At 63.2% G+C, this 17,851-nt stretch carries 18 protein-coding genes; 1 reads left to right on the top strand and 17 read right to left on the bottom strand.

The window, feature by feature from the left end; translation table 11 throughout:
- Positions 1-138: 138 nt before the first annotated feature.
- The 16 genes from pgsA to NE584_RS10275 form a co-directional block, all read right to left on the bottom strand.
- The gene (gene pgsA, locus NE584_RS10350) at positions 139-666 is read right to left on the bottom strand and encodes a CDP-diacylglycerol--glycerol-3-phosphate 3-phosphatidyltransferase (RefSeq protein WP_050623934.1); all 528 of its coding nucleotides are present in this window, start codon (positions 664-666) and stop codon (positions 139-141) included.
- On the bottom strand, positions 663-899 hold the full coding sequence (locus tag NE584_RS10345) for a helix-turn-helix transcriptional regulator (protein WP_256182734.1): 237 nt from the start codon (positions 897-899) through the stop codon (positions 663-665). The genes pgsA and NE584_RS10345 overlap by 4 nt, the downstream gene beginning before the upstream one ends.
- A gap of 57 nt (positions 900-956) precedes the next feature.
- The gene (gene rimO / locus NE584_RS10340; RefSeq protein ID WP_108980900.1) at positions 957-2,282 is read right to left on the bottom strand and encodes a 30S ribosomal protein S12 methylthiotransferase RimO; all 1,326 of its coding nucleotides are present in this window, start codon (positions 2,280-2,282) and stop codon (positions 957-959) included.
- Positions 2,283-2,699: 417 nt separating this feature from the next.
- Positions 2,700-3,326 (bottom strand): RecX family transcriptional regulator, encoded by a 627-nt coding sequence (locus tag NE584_RS10335; RefSeq protein WP_256182733.1) that lies wholly within the window; start codon positions 3,324-3,326, stop codon positions 2,700-2,702.
- A 3-nt stretch (positions 3,327-3,329) separates the two neighbouring features.
- Positions 3,330-4,445 (bottom strand): recombinase RecA, encoded by a 1,116-nt coding sequence (recA, locus tag NE584_RS10330; RefSeq protein WP_050623930.1) that lies wholly within the window; start codon positions 4,443-4,445, stop codon positions 3,330-3,332.
- A 66-nt stretch (positions 4,446-4,511) separates the two neighbouring features.
- A complete protein-coding gene (locus tag NE584_RS10325) occupies positions 4,512-5,354 on the bottom strand; it encodes a metallophosphoesterase (protein ID WP_256182732.1) in 843 nt (280 codons plus the stop codon).
- On the bottom strand, positions 5,354-6,217 hold the full coding sequence (gene prmC / locus NE584_RS10320; protein WP_256182731.1) for a peptide chain release factor N(5)-glutamine methyltransferase: 864 nt from the start codon (positions 6,215-6,217) through the stop codon (positions 5,354-5,356). The genes NE584_RS10325 and prmC overlap by 1 nt, the downstream gene beginning before the upstream one ends.
- A gap of 181 nt (positions 6,218-6,398) precedes the next feature.
- Entirely contained in the window at positions 6,399-7,403 is a 1,005-nt protein-coding gene (locus NE584_RS10315; protein ID WP_242850307.1) for a DUF1385 domain-containing protein, read from the bottom strand.
- 84 nt (positions 7,404-7,487) lie between these two features.
- Complete coding sequence (locus NE584_RS10310) at positions 7,488-8,918, bottom strand: cell wall metabolism sensor histidine kinase WalK (RefSeq protein ID WP_050623928.1); 1,431 nt, start codon at positions 8,916-8,918, stop codon at positions 7,488-7,490.
- Between the two features lie 267 nt (positions 8,919-9,185).
- Complete coding sequence (locus tag NE584_RS10305; protein WP_050623927.1) at positions 9,186-9,875, bottom strand: response regulator transcription factor; 690 nt, start codon at positions 9,873-9,875, stop codon at positions 9,186-9,188.
- Positions 9,876-9,902: 27 nt separating this feature from the next.
- A complete protein-coding gene (locus NE584_RS10300; RefSeq protein WP_050623926.1) occupies positions 9,903-11,288 on the bottom strand; it encodes a hypothetical protein in 1,386 nt (461 codons plus the stop codon).
- A gap of 265 nt (positions 11,289-11,553) precedes the next feature.
- A complete protein-coding gene (locus tag NE584_RS10295) occupies positions 11,554-12,699 on the bottom strand; it encodes an AI-2E family transporter (protein ID WP_256182730.1) in 1,146 nt (381 codons plus the stop codon).
- A gap of 613 nt (positions 12,700-13,312) precedes the next feature.
- A complete protein-coding gene (gene rnc / locus NE584_RS10290; RefSeq protein ID WP_050623925.1) occupies positions 13,313-13,984 on the bottom strand; it encodes a ribonuclease III in 672 nt (223 codons plus the stop codon).
- 108 nt (positions 13,985-14,092) lie between these two features.
- A complete protein-coding gene (gene acpP / locus NE584_RS10285) occupies positions 14,093-14,326 on the bottom strand; it encodes an acyl carrier protein (protein WP_050623924.1) in 234 nt (77 codons plus the stop codon).
- A gap of 103 nt (positions 14,327-14,429) precedes the next feature.
- A complete protein-coding gene (plsX, locus tag NE584_RS10280) occupies positions 14,430-15,461 on the bottom strand; it encodes a phosphate acyltransferase PlsX (RefSeq protein ID WP_050623923.1) in 1,032 nt (343 codons plus the stop codon).
- A gap of 4 nt (positions 15,462-15,465) precedes the next feature.
- Entirely contained in the window at positions 15,466-15,714 is a 249-nt protein-coding gene (locus tag NE584_RS10275; RefSeq protein WP_050623922.1) for a helix-turn-helix domain-containing protein, read from the bottom strand.
- A 69-nt stretch (positions 15,715-15,783) separates the two neighbouring features.
- Between NE584_RS10275 and NE584_RS10270 the strand changes: the two genes are divergently transcribed.
- Positions 15,784-16,041: a hypothetical protein gene (locus NE584_RS10270; RefSeq protein WP_256182729.1), complete on the top strand. Its 258-nt coding sequence runs from the start codon at positions 15,784-15,786 to the stop codon at positions 16,039-16,041.
- 51 nt (positions 16,042-16,092) lie between these two features.
- On the opposite strand, the gene trmFO is transcribed toward NE584_RS10270, so the two are convergent.
- Positions 16,093-17,397, bottom strand: a complete 1,305-nt coding sequence (gene trmFO / locus NE584_RS10265; RefSeq protein ID WP_256182728.1) for a methylenetetrahydrofolate--tRNA-(uracil(54)-C(5))-methyltransferase (FADH(2)-oxidizing) TrmFO — start codon at positions 17,395-17,397, stop codon at positions 16,093-16,095.
- Positions 17,398-17,851 lie beyond the last annotated feature (454 nt).

Below are 17,851 nucleotides of genomic sequence, written 5' to 3'. Positions count from 1 at the left end.
CCCGTGCCCGGATGCTCTGTGATCGCAGCGCCTCATTCTCAAATTCCCTTTCTTTGAGGGGGTCTGGTAAAAAAGCCCCGTCTGTTTGAGACAGACGGGGCTCTCTGATTTGAATACAGGCTATTATGGAAAATGCACTCATTTTGTTCCGGACAGCACATCCAGATTCTTGATGAAATACTCCACCCCGGAGTAGATGGTGGTCAGCACGATGACCGCCACGCACAGGGAGCTGATCTCCCGAGCCACGGGGGGGATGAGCATGAGCACGATGCACACCATGGTAGAGGCAGTCTTCACCTTCCCCGACCAGCCGGCGGCGATGACCCGCCCCTTGTCGGCGGCCACCATCCGCAGGCCGCTGACGGCAAACTCCCGGATGACTACAATGAGCACCGCCCAGGCCGGCATCTGGCCGATCTCCACGAACCACAGCATGGCAGCCACCACCAGGCACTTGTCCGCCAGGGGGTCCATGAACTTACCGAAGTCCGTCACCTGGTTGTAATGCCGGGCGATATAGCCGTCCAGGGTGTCGGTAAGGCTGGCTGCCACGAAGATGGCCAGGGCCCAGTAGCTGGCGCCGGGCACGTCCAGATAGAGCACCAGCAGAAACGCGGGGATCATGACCACCCGTAGCAGGGTCAGCTTGTTGGCGGTATTCATCCGTTACTATCTCCTTTATCCGTTTCCCCTTCGGGAAAATACTCTATGATGTCGCCCGGCTGGCAGTGGGGATATTCACACAGCGCCTCAATCGTCCGGGTGTCTATATGTCCCTCATTTTTACGCAATTTTCCCAGTGCAGACATGCCAATGATCTTGTCCTTTCGCAGATCATACTTCCGTAATCCCTGCTCCTTCAGCCGGATAGACAGTTTATCACAAACCAAAGGCATCGTCTACCCTCCCATGTCTTTTTCGGTAAAACACACCTCACGCCGTGTAAAATCGCATCATTCCTCGATCTCGCCCGTCAAGTCTCCGTCGGACATGCCGGTGATGCGCACGTTGACGAAGGTGCCCGCCGGGATCACTCCGGCGGCGGTGAAGAGCACCCTCCCGTCAATGTCCGGGGAGTCGGCGTAGGTCCGGCCCGTGTAGCACCCCTCCGCGCTGTCGAAGCCCTCGCACAGCACCTCCATCACGGTGCCCAGCCGCTCCTCATTGTACTCGTCCATGACCCGGGATTGGAGGTCCACCACCAGTTCCACCCGCCGGGCGGCGGTGTCCGGGTCCACCTGGCCCTCCATGGCGGCAGCCAGGGTCCCCTCCTCAGGGGAGAACTGGAAGACGCCGGCCCGCTGGATGCGCTGCTCCCGCAGGAAGTGGCACAGCTCCTCAAACTCCGCCTCCCCCTCGCCGGGCAGTCCGCAGATCAGGGAGGTGCGCAGCACCACGTCAGGCATGGCCTTCCGCAGCTTGGCGAACAGCGCCTCGATCTCCGCCCTGGTGTTCCGGCGGCGCATAGCCTTCAGGATGGCGTCGTTGCAGTGCTGGATGGGGATATCCAGATAGTGGAGGATCTTGGGCTGGCGGGCGATGGTCTCGATCAGCTCGTCCGTCACCGCCTCGGGGTAGAGGTAGTGAAGCCTGATCCAGTGGAAGTCCAGCTCACACAGCCTGTCCAGCAGCTTGGCCAGGGTGGAGCCGTCCTTCCGGTCCAGCCCATACCGGGTGATGTCCTGAGCAATGACGATGAGCTCCTTCACGCCGGAGGCGGCCAATCCCCGTGCCTCCTCCACCAGGGCCTCCATAGAGCGGCTGCGGTAGCGCCCCCGGAGCTTGGGGATGATGCAGAAAGCGCAGCCGTTGCTGCACCCCTCCGCGATTTTCAAAAAGGCGGTGTAGGGTGGGGTGGTGACCATCCGCTCCCCGTCCTCATAGGTGCGGTGGATATCGCCAAAGTGCTCCGGCCGCTCCCCCTCCATCAGCTCCGCCACGGCGGAGGCCACATCGGTATAGCTGCCGGTGCCCAGCATCCCGTCCACCTCGGGCAGCTCCGTGCGGATCTCCTCACGGTAGCGCTGGGTCAGGCAACCCGCCACCAGCAGCTTCTTCAGCTTACCTGCCTTTTTCAGCTCCGCCAGCTCCAGGATGCTGTTGATGGCCTCGCTCTTGGCCGACTCGATGAAGCCGCAGGTGTTCAGCACTGCCACGTCGGCCCCCTCCGTTTCACCCGTGACGTCGTACCCCGCTCTCCGGCACAGGGCCATCATCTGCTCGGTGTTCACCAGATTTTTGGCGCAGCCCAAGGATACAAAGGCTACTTTGTATGGCATGATGTATCGCTCCAATATTTCTTAATTTTATATCAGAAATTCTGCCACCTTTTGGGCGGTAAGATGTCTCATTGTCTCTTTGGCCCCTTCGAGTGACATTATTCGGCCCGCCCATTGGATGCCTTATTTCCCCCGCCAGGAGGGATCGTCTGTAATTCCCAATAGGTAATCAGACGATACTTTGGTGCTGATTGCCTTGGTGAAACAGCCCGACTACATCTCCCAGCTGTTTTTGACTCAGGCCATCCTTTCGCCACATCTGAAAGATCCGTTCCCCAAATATTTTTGTGCCACACATAATATTCTCCTTGACATTTACCTTTGAGCAGGCCCATTTTCTGGCCTTTGCATGGCAGGAACAAACCGCTTTTCTGGCAGGGCTGCGGCTGGGCGTGCAAGTGATGACGGCCGCTCTGCCTATTCATCTGATTCTGCCTCAGCCCCGTAGCGGCGCAGGCCCTCGACGATGTCGGACCAGGAGTAGCCCCGGCGGGCCAGGGCGTCAGAGGCCTTTTTCAGCTCCCGTGGATCATCGGGGAGCGTGCCCCTCCACTTTTTCCGCAGAAACTCCTCAATGGCGGCGGAGGGGTCCGCGGCCCCCTCCAGGGCCTCGTCCCACAGCTCCCGGGGAATCCCCCGGCGGTACAGTTCGTCCCGCAGCTTCCGCTCCCCGTATCCCTTCGCGGAGTAATAGCGGACCACCTGGGCGGCATAGGCGGCGTCGTTGAGGAAGCCCAGCTCCTTCATCCGGTCAGCGATGGCGGCTGCCTCCTCCTCCCCCGCCTCCCAGCTTCGGAGCTTCTGCTCCAGCTCCCGGCGGGACATGGGTTTGGAGGTCAGCAGGTTGAGGGCTTTCTGGCGCAGTCCGCTCCGGCGTGCCGCCTGGGTAAGGGCCTCGGCCTCCCCCTCCGACAGCTCCTTGCCGGCATAGAGGGCGAAGTCCACCACCTCGCCCTCCCCCAGCCGGAGGATGGAGCCGTCCTCCAGCACCGCCAGCCAGCGGCCCTCCACACGCCGGGAGGGCTTCAGATCCTGGATGACCACGGCTTACTGCCCGTCCGCCCCGTCCTCAAAGTCGTCGGCGGACACGTCCACCGCCCGGCCTGCGGCCCTGGCGGCGATCTGGGACTGTTTACTCATCAGCTTGAAGGAGTTGGCCCGCACCTCGGCCTCGATGCGGTCGGCCAGCTCCGGGTTATTTTTCAGGTACTCCTTCACCGCATCTCGGCCCTGGCCCAGGCGGGTCTCCCCCATGGAGAACCATGAGCCGGACTTCTGAAGAATGTCCAGCTTGACGGCCAGATCCACCAGCTCGCCCCACTTGGAGATGCCCTCGCCGTACATGATGTCGAACTCCGCCTCCCGGAAGGGGGGGGACACCTTGTTCTTCACGATCTTGGCCCGGGTGCGGTTGCCGATGACCTCGCCGCCGTTCTTCAGTGCCTCCACCCGGCGCACGTCGATGCGCACCGAGGCGTAGAACTTCAGCGCCCGGCCGCCGGTGGTCACCTCCGGATTGCCGTACATGACCCCTACCTTTTCCCGCAGCTGGTTGATGAAGATGACGATGCAGTTGGTCTTGGCGATGGAGCCGGCCAGCTTCCGCAGGGCCTGGCTCATCAGCCGGGCCAGCAGGCCTACATGGCTGTCCCCCATGTCCCCCTCGATCTCCGCCCGGGGCACCAGGGCGGCTACCGAGTCCACCACCACCACGTCGATGGCACCGGACCGGACCAGGGCCTCACAGATCTCCAGACCCTGCTCGCCGGTGTCTGGCTGGGAGATGAGCATGGAGTCGATGTCCACCCCCAGGGCGCGGGCATAGGAGGGGTCCAGGGCGTGCTCCGCGTCGATGAAGGCCACCTCGCCCCCGCGCTTCTGGGCCTCCGCCACGATGTGCAGGGCCAGGGTGGTCTTACCGGAGGACTCCGGCCCGTAGATCTCAATGATGCGCCCCTTGGGCACGCCGCCGATCCCCAGGGCGATGTCCAGGGACAGGGAGCCGGTGGGGATGGCGTCCACCACCACCCCTGCGTTCTCTCCCAGGCGCATGATGGAGCCCTTGCCATAGGCCCGCTCGATCTGGGCCATGGCGGTCTCCAGAGCCTTCTTCTTATCAGAGGCGGGGGAGGCAGACTCCACGCTCTTTTTCTTTTCAGCCATTCTGATCGATCCTTTCCATCCCCGGGGGCGGCGCAGCCGTCTCCGGGCCCACTTTTCTCTTAAGGTTCACAGCGCCTTGTCCTCTGCGGGCAGCAGATCCAGCGCCACCAGCTCAGGGGGATTGAACACCCGGGGCAGCAGGTTCCGGCAGAGCCCCCGGCTCACCACCAGGGTGGTGCTCCCCAGGGCGTAGAGCCCGCCGGCGTAGTCCGGGAAGGCCCCCTGGTGCGGGGCGAACAGGCCGTTGATCATCCCCGGCAGGCGGACCTGCCCGCCATGGGCATGGCCCGACACCACCAGATCGAATCCACTGTCCCGGTAACATTCCGTCCGCTCCGGCCGGTGGGAGAGCAGCACTGTGTACCGGCTGTCCCCCGTCAGCGCCTGGCAGGCCCGGAACTGCTCCAGCCACCCCGACTCGCCGGCAAAGGCGGAGGGGTCGTCCACCCCGCAGATCCGGAGTGTGCCCCCCGGCGTCGCCAACAGAGTGCCGCTGCCCTCCAGCACGGTGATCCCCCAGCTCCGGAAGCGCCTCTTCAGCGCCTCCAAACAGCCGGTGCGCACCTCATGGTTGCCCGACACATAGCAGCAGGGACATGCCCCACCCAGGGCGGACATCAGGGCATCCACCCCGGCGTCGCCCCGGGAGTCGTCTGCCATGTCCCCCGCCAGGAGGACGGCGTCGGGCGTCTGGGCCTGGATGGCGGAGAGCAGCCCCCGCTGCGCCCGTCCATAAAATGTGCTGTGCAGGTCGGTGAGCAGCAGCAGGCGCACTGGGGCGGAAAGCTTGTCCGTATGCAAGGCGTAGCGGCGCAGAGTCAGTCCCTGCCACAGGGCGGCCGTCAGGACCGCGGTCCCCGCCAGCGCCGCCCCGCCTATCATCCATTTCTTCGTCTTTCCATATGCCATTAACGGTTCACGGTCCCCTCTACCACCCGCCAGATCCCCTGGGTGTCTGCGGTGGTCTGTATGCCTTCAAAGCCGTTTCGGGCCAGGATGTCCTCCACGCTGGGGGCCTGTCCGATGCCCACCTCAAAGATCAGGCTGCCCCCCAGCCGCAGGGCGCTTTTCCACTTCTGGGTCACGGCCCGGTAAAAATCCAGGCCGTCCGCCCCGCCGTCCAGGGCCATATGGGGCTCATAGTCCCGCACGGAGACATCCAGGCCCGGGATGTCTCCAGTGGGGATATAGGGTGGGTTGCAGGCGATGATGTCAAAGTCCCACAGGGCAGAGGCCGGGGGCTCCAGGGCATTGACGCTGACACAGGTGACCCGGGCGTTCAGGCTGTTGCGGCGGACGTTCTGCTTGCACACCCGCAAGGCTCCTTCCGACAGCTCCCCCAGCACCACCCGGCAGGCGGGCACATTGGCGGCCACCGCCAGCCCCACGCAGCCGCTGCCGGCGCACAGGTCCAGCACCCGGGCTCCCTCGCCTGCCGCTCTGGCACGGAGGATAGCCCGTTCGGCCAGCACCTCTGTGTCACTTCTGGGGATGAGCACGTCGCTGGAGATATCCAGAGGGAGGCCATAGAACTCCCACTCCCCCACGATATAGGCTACCGGCTCCCCCGCCAGGCGGCGCTGGACCAGCTCCTCCACCCGCCGCTCCAGCTCCGCCGAAACATAGAGGGACATGTCCCGGTACAGCTGTTCCCGGCTCTTGTCAGAGGCATAGCACAGCAGTTCCCGGGCCTCCAGCTGGGCGGCGTCGATGCCTGCCTTTCTCAGCCGCGCCCGGGTGTCCAGGTATAGGTTGTTATAGGTCGTCGCCATTCAGCTCCCCCCATTTTTTCAATTAGGAATGAGGAATTATTTTGTCCAGCTCCGCCGCACACGGTCCGGTCCTGATTCCCCGCCACGCTCTCCAAGGCTCCCGCAGCAGGAACCCCCCCTCCAACTGGAAGGCTCCCCACAACAGCTAAAATTCCTAATTCAACCAAGCGCCTCCGGTGCTTTACCAGGCGTCCTCGCCCTGCTTCTCCGGCAGGACCAGCTCCAGCGCTTTGATGCCCACTTCCATCATGGAGTCGTCCGGCTCAAAGGTAGTGAAGTTCTGCAGCCACAGGCCCGGGGCCACCAGAATGCGGGTGATGGGGCCGTCGTGCCGTCCGGCCCAGCGGTTGAACTCGTAGCTGATGCCCACGATCAGGGGCAGCATGGCCAGATGGGCCAGGAAGCGCAGGATCGGGTTGTGCACCGGCCAGATGGCGAACACCACGGTGGACACCAGGATGGAGATGGCGATCACCATGAACAGGAAGCTGGTGCCGCATCGGGGATGGTGCCTGGGCTGCCTGCGCACGTTCTCCACCGTCAGGGGCAGGCCCGCCTCATAGCAGAAGATAGTCTTGTGTTCCGCCCCGTGGTACTGGAACACCCGGTGGATGTCTTTCATCCGGGAGCAGAGTACCAGATAGCCCACAAAAATCACGATCTTCAGCAGGCTCTCCGCCACGTTGCGCACCAGCATGGAGTCTGTGAACAGGGTCACGGCGGTGCCCAGCAGGGTGGGCAGGAGGAAAAACAAGCCGATGGACATGCCCACGCCCAAGATGACCGCCAGAGTCAGGAAAAAGGAGGCCGCCTTCTCGCTGCCCAGCCTGCTCTCCAGCCATACCTCGAACTTGGAGGGCTCCTCCTCTTCCGCCTCCCCGTCCTCGGGGAAAAATTCCGCGGAGTACATCAGCGCCTTGACGCCGCTGTACATAGAGCCGCCGAAGTTGACTACTCCCCGGATCAGGGGCCAGCCCAGCACCGGATAGCGGTCCCGGATGAATCTGAGCTCCCTCTCCTGGATCTCCAGTCCGCCGTCAGGGCGGCGGACCACTACGGACTCCTTTTTCGGGCCCCGCATCATGATGCCCTCGATGAGGGCCTGGCCGCCGCACATGGTCTTGAAGCCCTTGGAGCAGCTGCCCCGGGCACAGTTCTGCTGTGTTTCTTCTTGCTTTTCTTGCATGGATCTTGGTTCTCCTTTTCATTGAAGGACAGGCTCAGCGCTATTCTACCAAATCAGGGCCGGAATAGCAAGGGGGAATAGAACTTATGTTTCAATTGGCAGCCGGATGGTCACCAGGCAGCCGCCGCCCTCCGCGTTTCCGATGTCCAGGGTGCCCTCGTGCCGGGTGATGATCTCCTCACACACCGCCAGGCCAATGCCGGAACCCCGGGCTTTTGAGCTGCCCTTATAGAATTTGTACTTTACATGGGGGAGCTCCTCCGGCGGGATGCCGGGGCCGTAGTCCCGGATGCGGATGACGCCCTCTCCCCCCTCCTGGGCGATGGACACGTCGATACGCTTTCCGCTGCCGCCGTGCTTGGCCGCATTGTCCAGCAGATTGCAGAACACCTGACGCAGCCGCCCTGGGTCTCCGGAGATGGGGATCATCTCCTCCGGGCACTCGGTGTACTCCAGAGCGATGCCCTCCTTGCGGAAGAACTCCCTGTAGGTGTACACCGCGTCCTCCAGTTCCGCTTTCAGGTCCAGCGGCTCCACCGACAGGGTGAAGCGGCCGTCCTCAATGCGGGAGAACTCCAGCAGCTCCTCCACCATGTTGGTCAGCCGGTGGGCCTCCGACACGATGATGTCCATCCCTTTGCGCACGTCGCCCGGGTCCTTCAGCTCACCGCTCTGAATCGTCTCCGCCCAGCCGGTGATGGCGGTGAGAGGGGTGCGCAGCTCGTGGGAGACGGAAGAAATAAACTCCGATTGGGTCTTTTCCGACTGCTTGATCTTCAGTGACATGTCATTGATGGTGTCTGTGAGCTCTCCGATCTCGTCATCGAACTTCTTCTCGATCTGGATGCCGTAGCTGCCGTCCGCAATGAGGCGGGCCGTCTCGTTGATGCTGGCCAGCGGCTCCACGATGGAACGCACGAAATACAGGTTAGAGAAATACACCATAGTCAAAATGGCGATCCCGATCAGGGTGCATACACCGATGGACAGGAACAGCTGCCGGTCCACCGCCGCCATAGAGGTGACGAACCGGATCACGCCCACTGTGGTCCCCTGGTAGATGATCGGGGCGGACACGGCCATGATCCGCTCCCCTGTCTGGGGGTCCTGTCCCGTCCAGGGCTTCACATCGCCGCTCTCCATGGCGCCGGTGATGTCCGGCGTCCCCGGCATCGTGCCCGAGGTGGTCAGGCCGTAGCTGGTACACAGCAGCGAACCGTCTGTCTCGATGAACTGCACCTCCAGCTTCTGCTTATCGGGAAATTTTGCTACATAGTCCTGGGCTGCCGTCCGGTACTCCCGCCGGGTGTAGACGCTGAAGCTCCGGGCCGTGTCAGAGGCCCGGGAGGAGAGGTTGTCCCGCATGGACCCCTCATAGTACGCCCACAGGGACAAGGTGAGCGTTCCCATGGCCAGTAGCAGGATCAGGGTCACCACGCCCATGCTGTTCACCAGCCAGCGCTTCCGGATGCCCCGGATCTTCACCCGGTCCTGGATCACTGTCTTCTTCGCCACCGTATCCCTCCTCTCCGTTCAGGGGCCTATCCCCGCTGTTTTCTTCGCTTTATCCGCCCCACTTGTACCCATATCCCCACACGGTGGTGATATAGACTGGGTTCGTGGCGTCCCTCCCCAAAGAGCCCGCTCTTTGGGGACCCCTCTTTTTTCCGATGCTCGGGGCAAATGAATTGCCCCTCCGCCAATGCTTCGCACTGCGAAGCATTGACGCGCTGCCGCGCGCCCCGCTCTGCGGGGCCCCGGACGACGCCCCTGGGAGCCTGCTTATCCGCCCCACTTGTACCCATATCCCCACACGGTGGTGATATAAACCGGGTTCGTGGCGTCGTCCTCTATCTTGATGCGGAGGCGGCGGATGTTCACATCCACGATCTTCAGCTCTCCAAAGTAGTCCCGCCCCCACACCGCGTCCAGGATCTCTTCCCGGGACAGTGCCTTGCCCGGGTTCTCCATGAACAGCTTCACGATGCCGTACTCCACCTGAGTCAGCTTCACCCGCTGTCCGTTTTTCTCCAGGGTCCGGTTGCGGGTATTCAGCCGGAAGGGGGGCTGGACCACCTCGTCATCTGCCTCCAGCTCCTCATCCCCTCCAGTGCGGCGGAACAGGGCATCCACCCGGGCGGTGAGCTCCGCCGGGGAGAAAGGCTTAGTCACATAGTCGTCCGCCCCGGTCATCAGGCCGGTCACCTTGTCCATCTCCTGGGTCCGGGCCGTCAGCATGATAATCCCGATCTTATTGTCCATGGCCCGGATGCGCCGGCACACCTCAAAGCCGTCGATATCGGGCAGCATGATGTCCAGCAGGGCCACCCTGATGCCAGGGTTCTGCTTCAGCTGGGCCAGGGCCTCCTCTCCGGTGCCCGCCTCCACAGTCTCGTAGCCCGCCCGCTTCAGGTTGATGACCACAAAGCTGCGGATATTCTCTTCGTCCTCCAACACCAGGATCTTTTTCATTTCCGTTCCTCCTGTGGATCGCTCCGGTCAGTCTCCGGCCCAGTTGCTCAGGATCAGGCGGAAGCTGTCCCGCACGCCGGCCTCATCCAATCCGCAGTTCCAGCCGCTCTCAAAAAATTCTGCCGCGTAGATGGCGTCGCCGTCCTCCGCCAGAATAAAGCGCCCCTCCTTGGCGGCCTGACTGCTGCTGTTGATGCCGGTCAGCTTGTAGATGGCCAAAAACGGGGTGGGAGCCTTCTTCTGCCCGTTCCAGAGGGAGAAGATGACCGCACGTATGCCGCTGCTGTCGCTTCGGGAGATGGTAATCTGGTCCACCCACTCCTCTGGGATGATCAGATACCACTGATCGGACATATTGTGATAAGTGGTAAAGACTGGGGCCGCCCTCCCCCCCACGTCGTACTGGCTCCAGTCGATGAGCCAGAAGTCGCTGGACAAGTTCTCCCCGTAGGTGGGCAGCAGGTGGGGGCGGGGCATCTCCAGGATGGTGTCGCTGTTCACATCCATAGGGCGGATATCACCATAGCCCCGGATGGTCTCCACGCTCACGCCTGTCTCCTGGTTCATGGTCAGGTTGACCAGCGAGCCGTCCCGCATGGCCACGATGTCAGTGGCCTGTCCTCCGTCCGTCAGGGTGCTGGTGATATAGAGGGCGGGGATCACCCCGGTGAGGTAGTTGATCCGCACGCCGTTGGAGGCCAGGGCCGTGATGCCGGCGGAGAGCCGGGCGGTCCCCAGCCGATCCAGCATCCCATTCTGCCAGCCGTAGACCTCCACCGTGCTGTCCACGCCCGCCGGGTCCAGGCGGATCACCGCCAGCTCCGTCCGGGTATCCCGGTCGATGTCCAGCAGGCTGTATCCGCTGTATCCGGTCATCAGGAGCTGGGAGGCCACCGGAACGGTCTCATTGCTCTCCAGCTCGTCCAGGGAGTAGACGCCCAGCTGGTTGACGCCCTCGATGGTGCGCCAGCTGACCACCACTTCCTTTTTGCCGCTGCCGCTGAGCTCCACATAATCGATGGCGTTGATTCCGGTGCCGTCCCCCTCCACCACCGCGCTGATCTCATAGCGCTCGGTGTCTCCCTGGGTGGTGAGGAAATAGACCCGCAGGGAGCGCTCCGCCCCCGGGATGCGGAAGGAGATGACCGCAGTCTCCTGGGAGCCGTCGCCGTCCATATCCTGAAACTGGATCACAGAGGTGTTGTCGCCGGAGTAGATGACCGCAGTCTCCACCGTGGTCCCATACTCCATCTCCAGGCCGGCCTGGATCTCACTGCGCTTGCCGGTCAGGTCCTCATAGCCTGGAAAGCGCTCCGGAAGGGCGTACAGATCCTCTGTGGAGCGGAACAGGCAGCCGGTCAGCAGGACAGACAGCGCCGCCGTCAGCAGCGCCAGCCCGATATGTCTTCTCATGTGCCGTTCCCTCCTCTCGGCCGGCTCTGCCGGCTGGAAAATCACCCTTTTGTCATCATACCATAAATCTTTGCGCTTGGGTATTCTTTTTTCAAAATCTGAAAGAACTTTTCGGCCTGCGTCCCTGTGGCTCGATTTCTCGCTCAGGGGGACCCATGTCCCATCGGACCGCATCCCGGCACCGGGCCGGGAGGGGAGGACCACCCCGGAGGCCGGGCAGCCGCAAGTCAGAAGGGGCCGGCGGAGATCCCGCCGGCCCCTGTGCCTATTCTGTTCCCTCTTCTGCCTGCTCCGGGGCGGGCATTTTCTCCTCCAGCCGGCGGTGCACATCCCGCTTCAACAGGGTGTACAGCACCGACGCCGCCGGCACGCTGAGCAGCACGCCCAGCAGGCCGAACAGGCCGCCGCCCACCGTCACCGCAGCCAGCACCCAGATACCGGGCAGGCCGATGGAGGTGCCCACCACTCTGGGATAGATCACATTGCCCTCGATCTGCTGGAGGATGCCCAGGAATACCAGAAACGCCAATGCACGCCATGGGTCCACCATCAGCAGCAGAAAGGCGGGCAGAACCGCCCCGATATAAGCCCCCATCACCGGGATCAGGGCCGTGGTGCCCACGATCACCCCCACCAAGGCGGCGTAGTCGGACTGGATGAACAGCATCCCCAGGGCGCACAGCACCCCCAGGATGCAGGCCTCGGTGAGCTGGCCCGAGACAAAATTGGTGAAGGTGTCCGCGGAGAGCTGGACCACGCTCTGCACCCGGTCCGCCCAGGAGCCGGGCAGGTAGGCCCGCATCACCCGGCGGCACTGCGAGAGCAGCTTCTCCCGCCCGGAGAGCATGTAGACGGAGAACACGATGGCCAGCACCAGCGTCACCCCCATGGAGATGACCCCGCTGGTGATGACCAGCACATGGGAGGCCGCGTTGGTGGCTGTGTTCAGCACCCCCTCCAGCACCCGCCGCAGATATTCGTTCAGGCTGGAGAAATCCACGCCCTCCCGGTCGAACAGGGCGAACACCTCGTCCGCCAGGGCCTGGAGGTTGGCCATATAGCCGGACAGACTGCTGACGAACAGACGGATGCTGTCCGCCACCTGGGGGAGCACAAAGGAGAACAGGGCGGTGACCACCACCACCAGAGCCACATAGGCGGACAGCACTGCCAGCGGACGGCTGAAGCGGTCCAGCTTCCGCCCCGCCAGCCCCCCGTGGTACAGTCGGAAAAAGAAGGTGCAGGGCCGGTTGAGCACGAATGCGATGGCGAACCCGAGGAACAGGGGCTTCAGCGCCCCCAGGATCTGAGCCGCCACGGCCCATATCAGGTCGATCTTCACCAGTACCAGCACCAGCACCACCGAGTAGGTGATGATCAAAAGGATGCTTCTCAGCAGATTTTTGTTCAAAGGTGCCCCTCCCTGCGGAACAGGATCTGTTCCATGGCAAAGATCCCGCCTGTTTTTTTCCACTATATCATGCCCAGGCGCCCCCGTCAACATCCCAGTTGCCCCTCCCCCCAAAAAGGAGGAGGCCCACAGCCGCGCGTGTGATCGCGGCTGTGGGCTGTTTCCCAAACGGGATGCCTGTCCATTCGGGGATTCTGGTGGCTGGAGGATTCAGGCCGAAACAAGTGTGGGGAAGAAAGCAGGGAGGTGTGAGGAGAATCCCGGCCAGTTAGTTTCCTCTAACCGTGTTTATATTAGCATATGCTAACCACGTTTGTCAATGGTTTTTGAAAAAATTTTTATTTCCCCCGTCGAGAGCGGGACAGGATATATTTCCGTGCCCTTCCCAGGGGACTCCGCCCCGGAGTCCGGAGTAAGAAGATCATGCCCCGCCTATCCTGTGGATTTTTGCCGTACGGAAGGACGCCCCCTCATCCGTCACGGCCTGCGCCGTGACACCTTCCCCTCAGTGGGAAGGCGTTGGGGAGCACGTAAAAACCGCCCCGGCCTGCGGCCGGGGCGGTCCCTGACGCCCGAGCCGGGCGGGGCTTCACTTTTCCGGGGAGCGGCCGCTTCAGCCGCCCAGCTTCCCGATAGCCGCCTTGGCGGCCATCTGCTCGGCCTCCTTTTTGCTGCGGCCCTGCCCGCTGCCCACCGGGGTGCCGTTCAGGTCCACCTCCACAAAAAAGCGCTTGTCGTGGTCCGGACCCTCCTCGCCCACCAGCTGGTAGGCCAGCACCTGCCCGCTCTCCCGCTGGACCAGCTCCTGGAGGGCGGTCTTATAGTCCCGGGGCTTGGTCAGGCCGGCCACCTCCCGGCTGAGGATGAATTTCTGTATGATCTTCCGGGCCGAGCCGATGCCGCCGTCCAGATAGACCGCAGCCAGCACCGCCTCTACGGCGTCTGCCTGGATGGAGGGCCGGTGGCGGCCGCCGCCGGCCTCCTCCCCCTTGCCCAGCTTCAGATACTCTCCCAGCCCCAGGGCCTGGGCCACCTCCACCAGGCTCTCCTCGCACACCAGGGCGGAGCGGGTGCGGGTCAGCTCCCCCTCCGGCAGGTCCGGGTGGTTCCGGTACAGGTGGTCTGCCACCACCATCCCCAGAATGGAGTCGCCCAGAAATTCCAGCCGTTCGTTGCTCTGCAGCTTTCCCCGGCTCTCGTTGGCGCAGGAGCTGTGGGTCAGCGCGTTTTCCAGCAGTTCCGGGCTCTGAAAGGTGTAGCCCAGCTTTTCCTCTAATGTGGTCATGTTCCTGTGTCTCCTCCCGGGGCGCGGGGCTGGCCCGCGCCGGTCTTGGTCCCGCTAAGGCAAAGCTCCGCCTCTCCGGCGGAGCTTTGAATCTTGTCTTTTGTGCCTTTAGTCGATCTTGCTCTGGATCAGGCGGACCAGGTCGCCCACGGTGGTGATGGAGGTAGCCTCCGCCTCCCCCAGCTCCTCAATGCCGAATTCCTCCTCCAGGGCCATGGAGAGATCCACGATGTCCACGGAATCCGCGTTCAGGTCGTCCTCAAAGGAGGTGTCCATGGTGATGGTGTCGGGGTCCACGTTGAACTGCTCGGCGATCAGTGCACTCAGCTTTTCAAAAATCATAACTAGCCTGCTCCTTTTGCTGTGCTCCAGCACTTTTTCTGTCCCTACTATATGCACAAACAGGGTGGCTGTCAATAGGGAGTTTCCATTTTTTCGAAAAACGTCATTCCTTTTCCGGCGCGTCCAGACGCATCAGGTCGATGTTGGCGGTGATGTTCTCGATCAGACCGGAGGAGACGGACTGGCTGGCCTGGCGGATGGCGTTCTGGAAGGCGTAGGCGTTGGAGGAGCCGTGGGCCTTGATGACGGTCTTGGAGATGCCCACCAGAGCGGTGCCGCCCACCTCGCTGGAATCCATCAGCTTCTTGAACCGCTTGAGCCCGCCGGAGACCATCACCGCCGCCAGCTTGGTCAGCAGGTTCTGCTTGAATATCTTCTTGATCTCCCGGGCCAGGAAGAGACCGGTGCCCTCCATGGTCTTGAGGAAGATATTTCCGGAGTAGCCGTCGGCCACGATGACGTCCACGCTGCCCTCCACGGCCTCCCGGGCCTCGATGTTGCCCACAAAGCGGATGCGGCCCTCCTGGTCAGCCTTCTGGAGCATGGGGTAGACGGTGCGCTGCAGCTCAGTGCCCTTGGAGGGCTCCACGCCGATGTTCAGCAGGCCCACCCGGGGCTCCGGGCGGCCCAGCACGTGCTCGGCGTAGTAGGAGCCCATATAGGCGAACTGCATCAGATACTCAGGGGGACACTCGGCGTTGGCGCCGCAGTCGATGAGCACCGCGCCGCCGTTCCCCGTGGGCACCACAGGGGCCAGGGCGGCCCGGCGGATGCCCCGGATGCGCTTGACCAGCAGGGTGGCGGCGGCCAGCAGGGCGCCGGTGGAGCCGGCGGAGACAAAGGCGTCTCCGCTGCCGTCCTTGAGCAGGTTGAGCCCCACCGTCAGGGAGGAGTCCTTCTTCTCCCGGAAGGCGGTGGCCGGGTTGTCGCACATCTCCACCACCTCGCTGGCGTGGGCGATCTCCACGCCGGCGGGCAGCTCCTGGATGCCGTTTTCCTCCAGCACCTTCAGGATGGCCTCCCCCCGCCCCACCAGGATGATATCCACACCATACTCCCGGTTGGCCTGGACGGCCCCCATCACCGGAGCCTGGGGCGCGTTGTCTCCTCCCATGGCGTCCACTATGATCTTCATTCCATTAACCTTCTTTCTCTTGCTGTACCAGCGGCCTGGGCTCGTCGGTCAGCCCCAGCAGATAGTCCGCCGAGACGTTGTAATGCCGACAAATCAGAGCCAGCTTTTCCAATGTGGTGGTCTTTCGCCCGTTCTCCATTTCCATGATCTGATTGGGCTTCACGCCCAAAACTGCCGCCAAATCTGCCTGTCTCTCCCCAGACAGATTTCTCAATTTTTTCAAGCGGAGCCCATATAGATCTTTATGAAACATATTTCCCCCTTGACAACCACACTAAAAGAATATATATTAAATACATCCTTTTAGTGTGGTGATGTTGCAATGGAAGTCCAGCTCCAAGAACTCTATTTTTCCGAGGTAGACTCTGGGCGGCTGATGTATGAGGACGACCCAGAGTATGAGCGCCGCCGTCAGGCCCTCTCCAGCTGTCTGGACCGCCTGGAGGTCATCCGTGACCCAGAGGCCCGGGACCTTCTCTGGGACGCCGTCCTACGTTTCACTGACCAGAGCGATTTGGTCTCCTTCGCCCACGGCCTCCGTCTGGGACTTCGGCTGGCCCTAGGGGACGGAAGGGTCTGAACCGGCCTCTTCCTCAGCTCCGGTCCCGTCCCGAGGTCTCAAGCGGTCCCGTCAGGAGAGCTCCAGCTCCCCCAGCGCCTCCAGCGCCCGCTTGGACAGCTCGGCGTTCTTGTTGCGCTTGCCCTTGACCCGGTAGCCCAGGGGCGGGATCAGGCCGAAATTCACATTCATCGGTTGAAAGTTTACCACACTCTGGTCGCTGATGTAAAGGGCCATTGCGCCCATGGCGGTCTCCCGGGGGAAATTGATGGGCTCCTTCCCCTCCAGCCGCCGGGCCAGCTCCATAGCCGCCAGCGCGCCGGAGGCGGTGGACTCCACATATCCCTCCACGCCGGTGATCTGTCCCGCGAACATGATCCGCTCCTGCCCCCGCACCCGGTAGTACCGGTCCAGCAGGCGGGGGGAGTCCAGATAGGTGTTCCGGTGCATCACCCCATAGCGGACGAACTCCGCCCGCTCCAGCCCGGGGATCATGGAGAACACCCGCTTCTGCTCCGGCCATTTCAGGTGGGTCTGGAAGCCCACGATATTATAGATGGAGCCCTGAGCGTTGTCCCGGCGGAGCTGGACCACCGCAAAGGGCTCCCGCCCCGTCCTGGGGTCCTTCAGGCCCACCGGCTTCAGCGGGCCGTAACACAGGGTGTGCCGCCCCCGGCGGGCCATTACCTCCACAGGCATGCACCCCTCAAAGACGCCGGAGTCCTCAAAGCCGTGGACCTCCGCCTCCTGGGCGGTGGTGAGGGCCTCCCAGAAGGCCTGGTACTCCTCCTCCTCCATGGGACAGTTGATGTAATCCGGTGTCCCCCGGTCGTACCGGGAGGCAAACCAGGCCCGCTCCATGTTCACGCTCTCAAAGGTGACCAGGGGGGCCGCCGCGTCGAAGAAATTCAGGTAGCGGCTGTCCGGGAACAGGCGGGAGATCTCCTCCGTCAGGGCGTCGGAGGCCAGCGGGCCGGCGGCGACGATGACCTGCCCCTCCTCCGGAATGCGCTCCACCTCCCCCTCCACCACCGTGACGGCGGGGTGGGAGCGGATGGCCTGGGTCACTGCCTGTGAGAAGGCGCGGCGGTCCACCGCCAGGGCGCCCCCCGCCTCCACCCGGTGGGCATCCGCACAGGACATGATGAGAGAGCCGCAGCGGCGCAGCTCCTCCTTCAGCAGTCCCACCGCGTTCTCCAGCTGGTCGGAGCGCAGGGAGTTGGAGCACACCAGCTCCGCAAACTCCGGGCTGTGGTGGGCGGGGGTCATCTTCTCCGGCTTCATCTCGTGCAGCTCCACCGGGATGCCCCGCTGGGCCAGCTGCCAGGCCGCCTCGCAGCCCGCCAGACCGGCGCCGATGATCTTCACTGGTTCCATAGCTCTCCTCCTCGAGATCCGCCCGCCCTGCCGGAGGGCGGCGATGAAGTGTTTTGGGGGTTCCGCCCTGCGGCCAGAGGCGGGCGGAGGACCGCCCTCTCATCCGTCGCGGCATACGCCGCGACACCTTCCCCCCAGGAGGGGGAAGGCTTTTCGGGCGGCTGGAAGCCGCCCCTGCGGGTTCCCTTCGGCCTTTGCGCGCCCGCCGTCCCCATGAGCGGTCCTCGTCTCTGTGCAGGGACGGGTCCTAGACCTGCCCGCCCTATAGATGCGGGACGTGGGACGGAAGCCCCCTCATCCGTCGCGGCATACGCCGTGACACCTTCCCCCCAGGAGGGGGGGAGGCTTTTCGGGCGGCTGGAAGCCGCCCCTGCGGGTTCCCTTCGGCCTTTGCGTAGAGACGGGTCCTAGACCTGCCCGCCCTATAGATGCGGGACGTGGGACGGAAGCCCCC

The sequence above is a fragment of the Clostridium sp. DFI.5.61 genome (genome assembly GCF_024462915.1).
Taxonomy (GTDB): domain Bacteria; phylum Bacillota; class Clostridia; order Oscillospirales; family Oscillospiraceae; genus Lawsonibacter; species Lawsonibacter asaccharolyticus.
This window is presented reverse-complemented; position numbering and strand designations above follow the sequence as displayed.

Coding starts and splice junctions, on each gene's coding strand:
- prmC (WP_256182731.1), bottom strand. CDS start 6,217: ATGGCGACGACCTATAACAACCTATACCTGGACACCCGGGCGCGGCTG.
- rimO (WP_108980900.1), bottom strand. CDS start 2,282: ATGCCATACAAAGTAGCCTTTGTATCCTTGGGCTGCGCCAAAAATCTG.
- plsX (WP_050623923.1), bottom strand. CDS start 15,461: ATGAAGATCATAGTGGACGCCATGGGAGGAGACAACGCGCCCCAGGCT.
- acpP (WP_050623924.1), bottom strand. CDS start 14,326: ATGATTTTTGAAAAGCTGAGTGCACTGATCGCCGAGCAGTTCAACGTG.
- trmFO (WP_256182728.1), bottom strand. CDS start 17,397: ATGGAACCAGTGAAGATCATCGGCGCCGGTCTGGCGGGCTGCGAGGCG.
- NE584_RS10345 (WP_256182734.1), bottom strand. CDS start 899: ATGCCTTTGGTTTGTGATAAACTGTCTATCCGGCTGAAGGAGCAGGGA.
- NE584_RS10315 (WP_242850307.1), bottom strand. CDS start 7,403: ATGCAAGAAAAGCAAGAAGAAACACAGCAGAACTGTGCCCGGGGCAGC.
- NE584_RS10270 (WP_256182729.1), top strand. CDS start 15,784: ATGGAAGTCCAGCTCCAAGAACTCTATTTTTCCGAGGTAGACTCTGGG.
- NE584_RS10325 (WP_256182732.1), bottom strand. CDS start 5,354: ATGGCATATGGAAAGACGAAGAAATGGATGATAGGCGGGGCGGCGCTG.
- rnc (WP_050623925.1), bottom strand. CDS start 13,984: ATGACCACATTAGAGGAAAAGCTGGGCTACACCTTTCAGAGCCCGGAA.
- NE584_RS10275 (WP_050623922.1), bottom strand. CDS start 15,714: ATGTTTCATAAAGATCTATATGGGCTCCGCTTGAAAAAATTGAGAAAT.
- NE584_RS10300 (WP_050623926.1), bottom strand. CDS start 11,288: ATGAGAAGACATATCGGGCTGGCGCTGCTGACGGCGGCGCTGTCTGTC.
- NE584_RS10305 (WP_050623927.1), bottom strand. CDS start 9,875: ATGAAAAAGATCCTGGTGTTGGAGGACGAAGAGAATATCCGCAGCTTT.
- recA (WP_050623930.1), bottom strand. CDS start 4,445: ATGGCTGAAAAGAAAAAGAGCGTGGAGTCTGCCTCCCCCGCCTCTGAT.
- pgsA (WP_050623934.1), bottom strand. CDS start 666: ATGAATACCGCCAACAAGCTGACCCTGCTACGGGTGGTCATGATCCCC.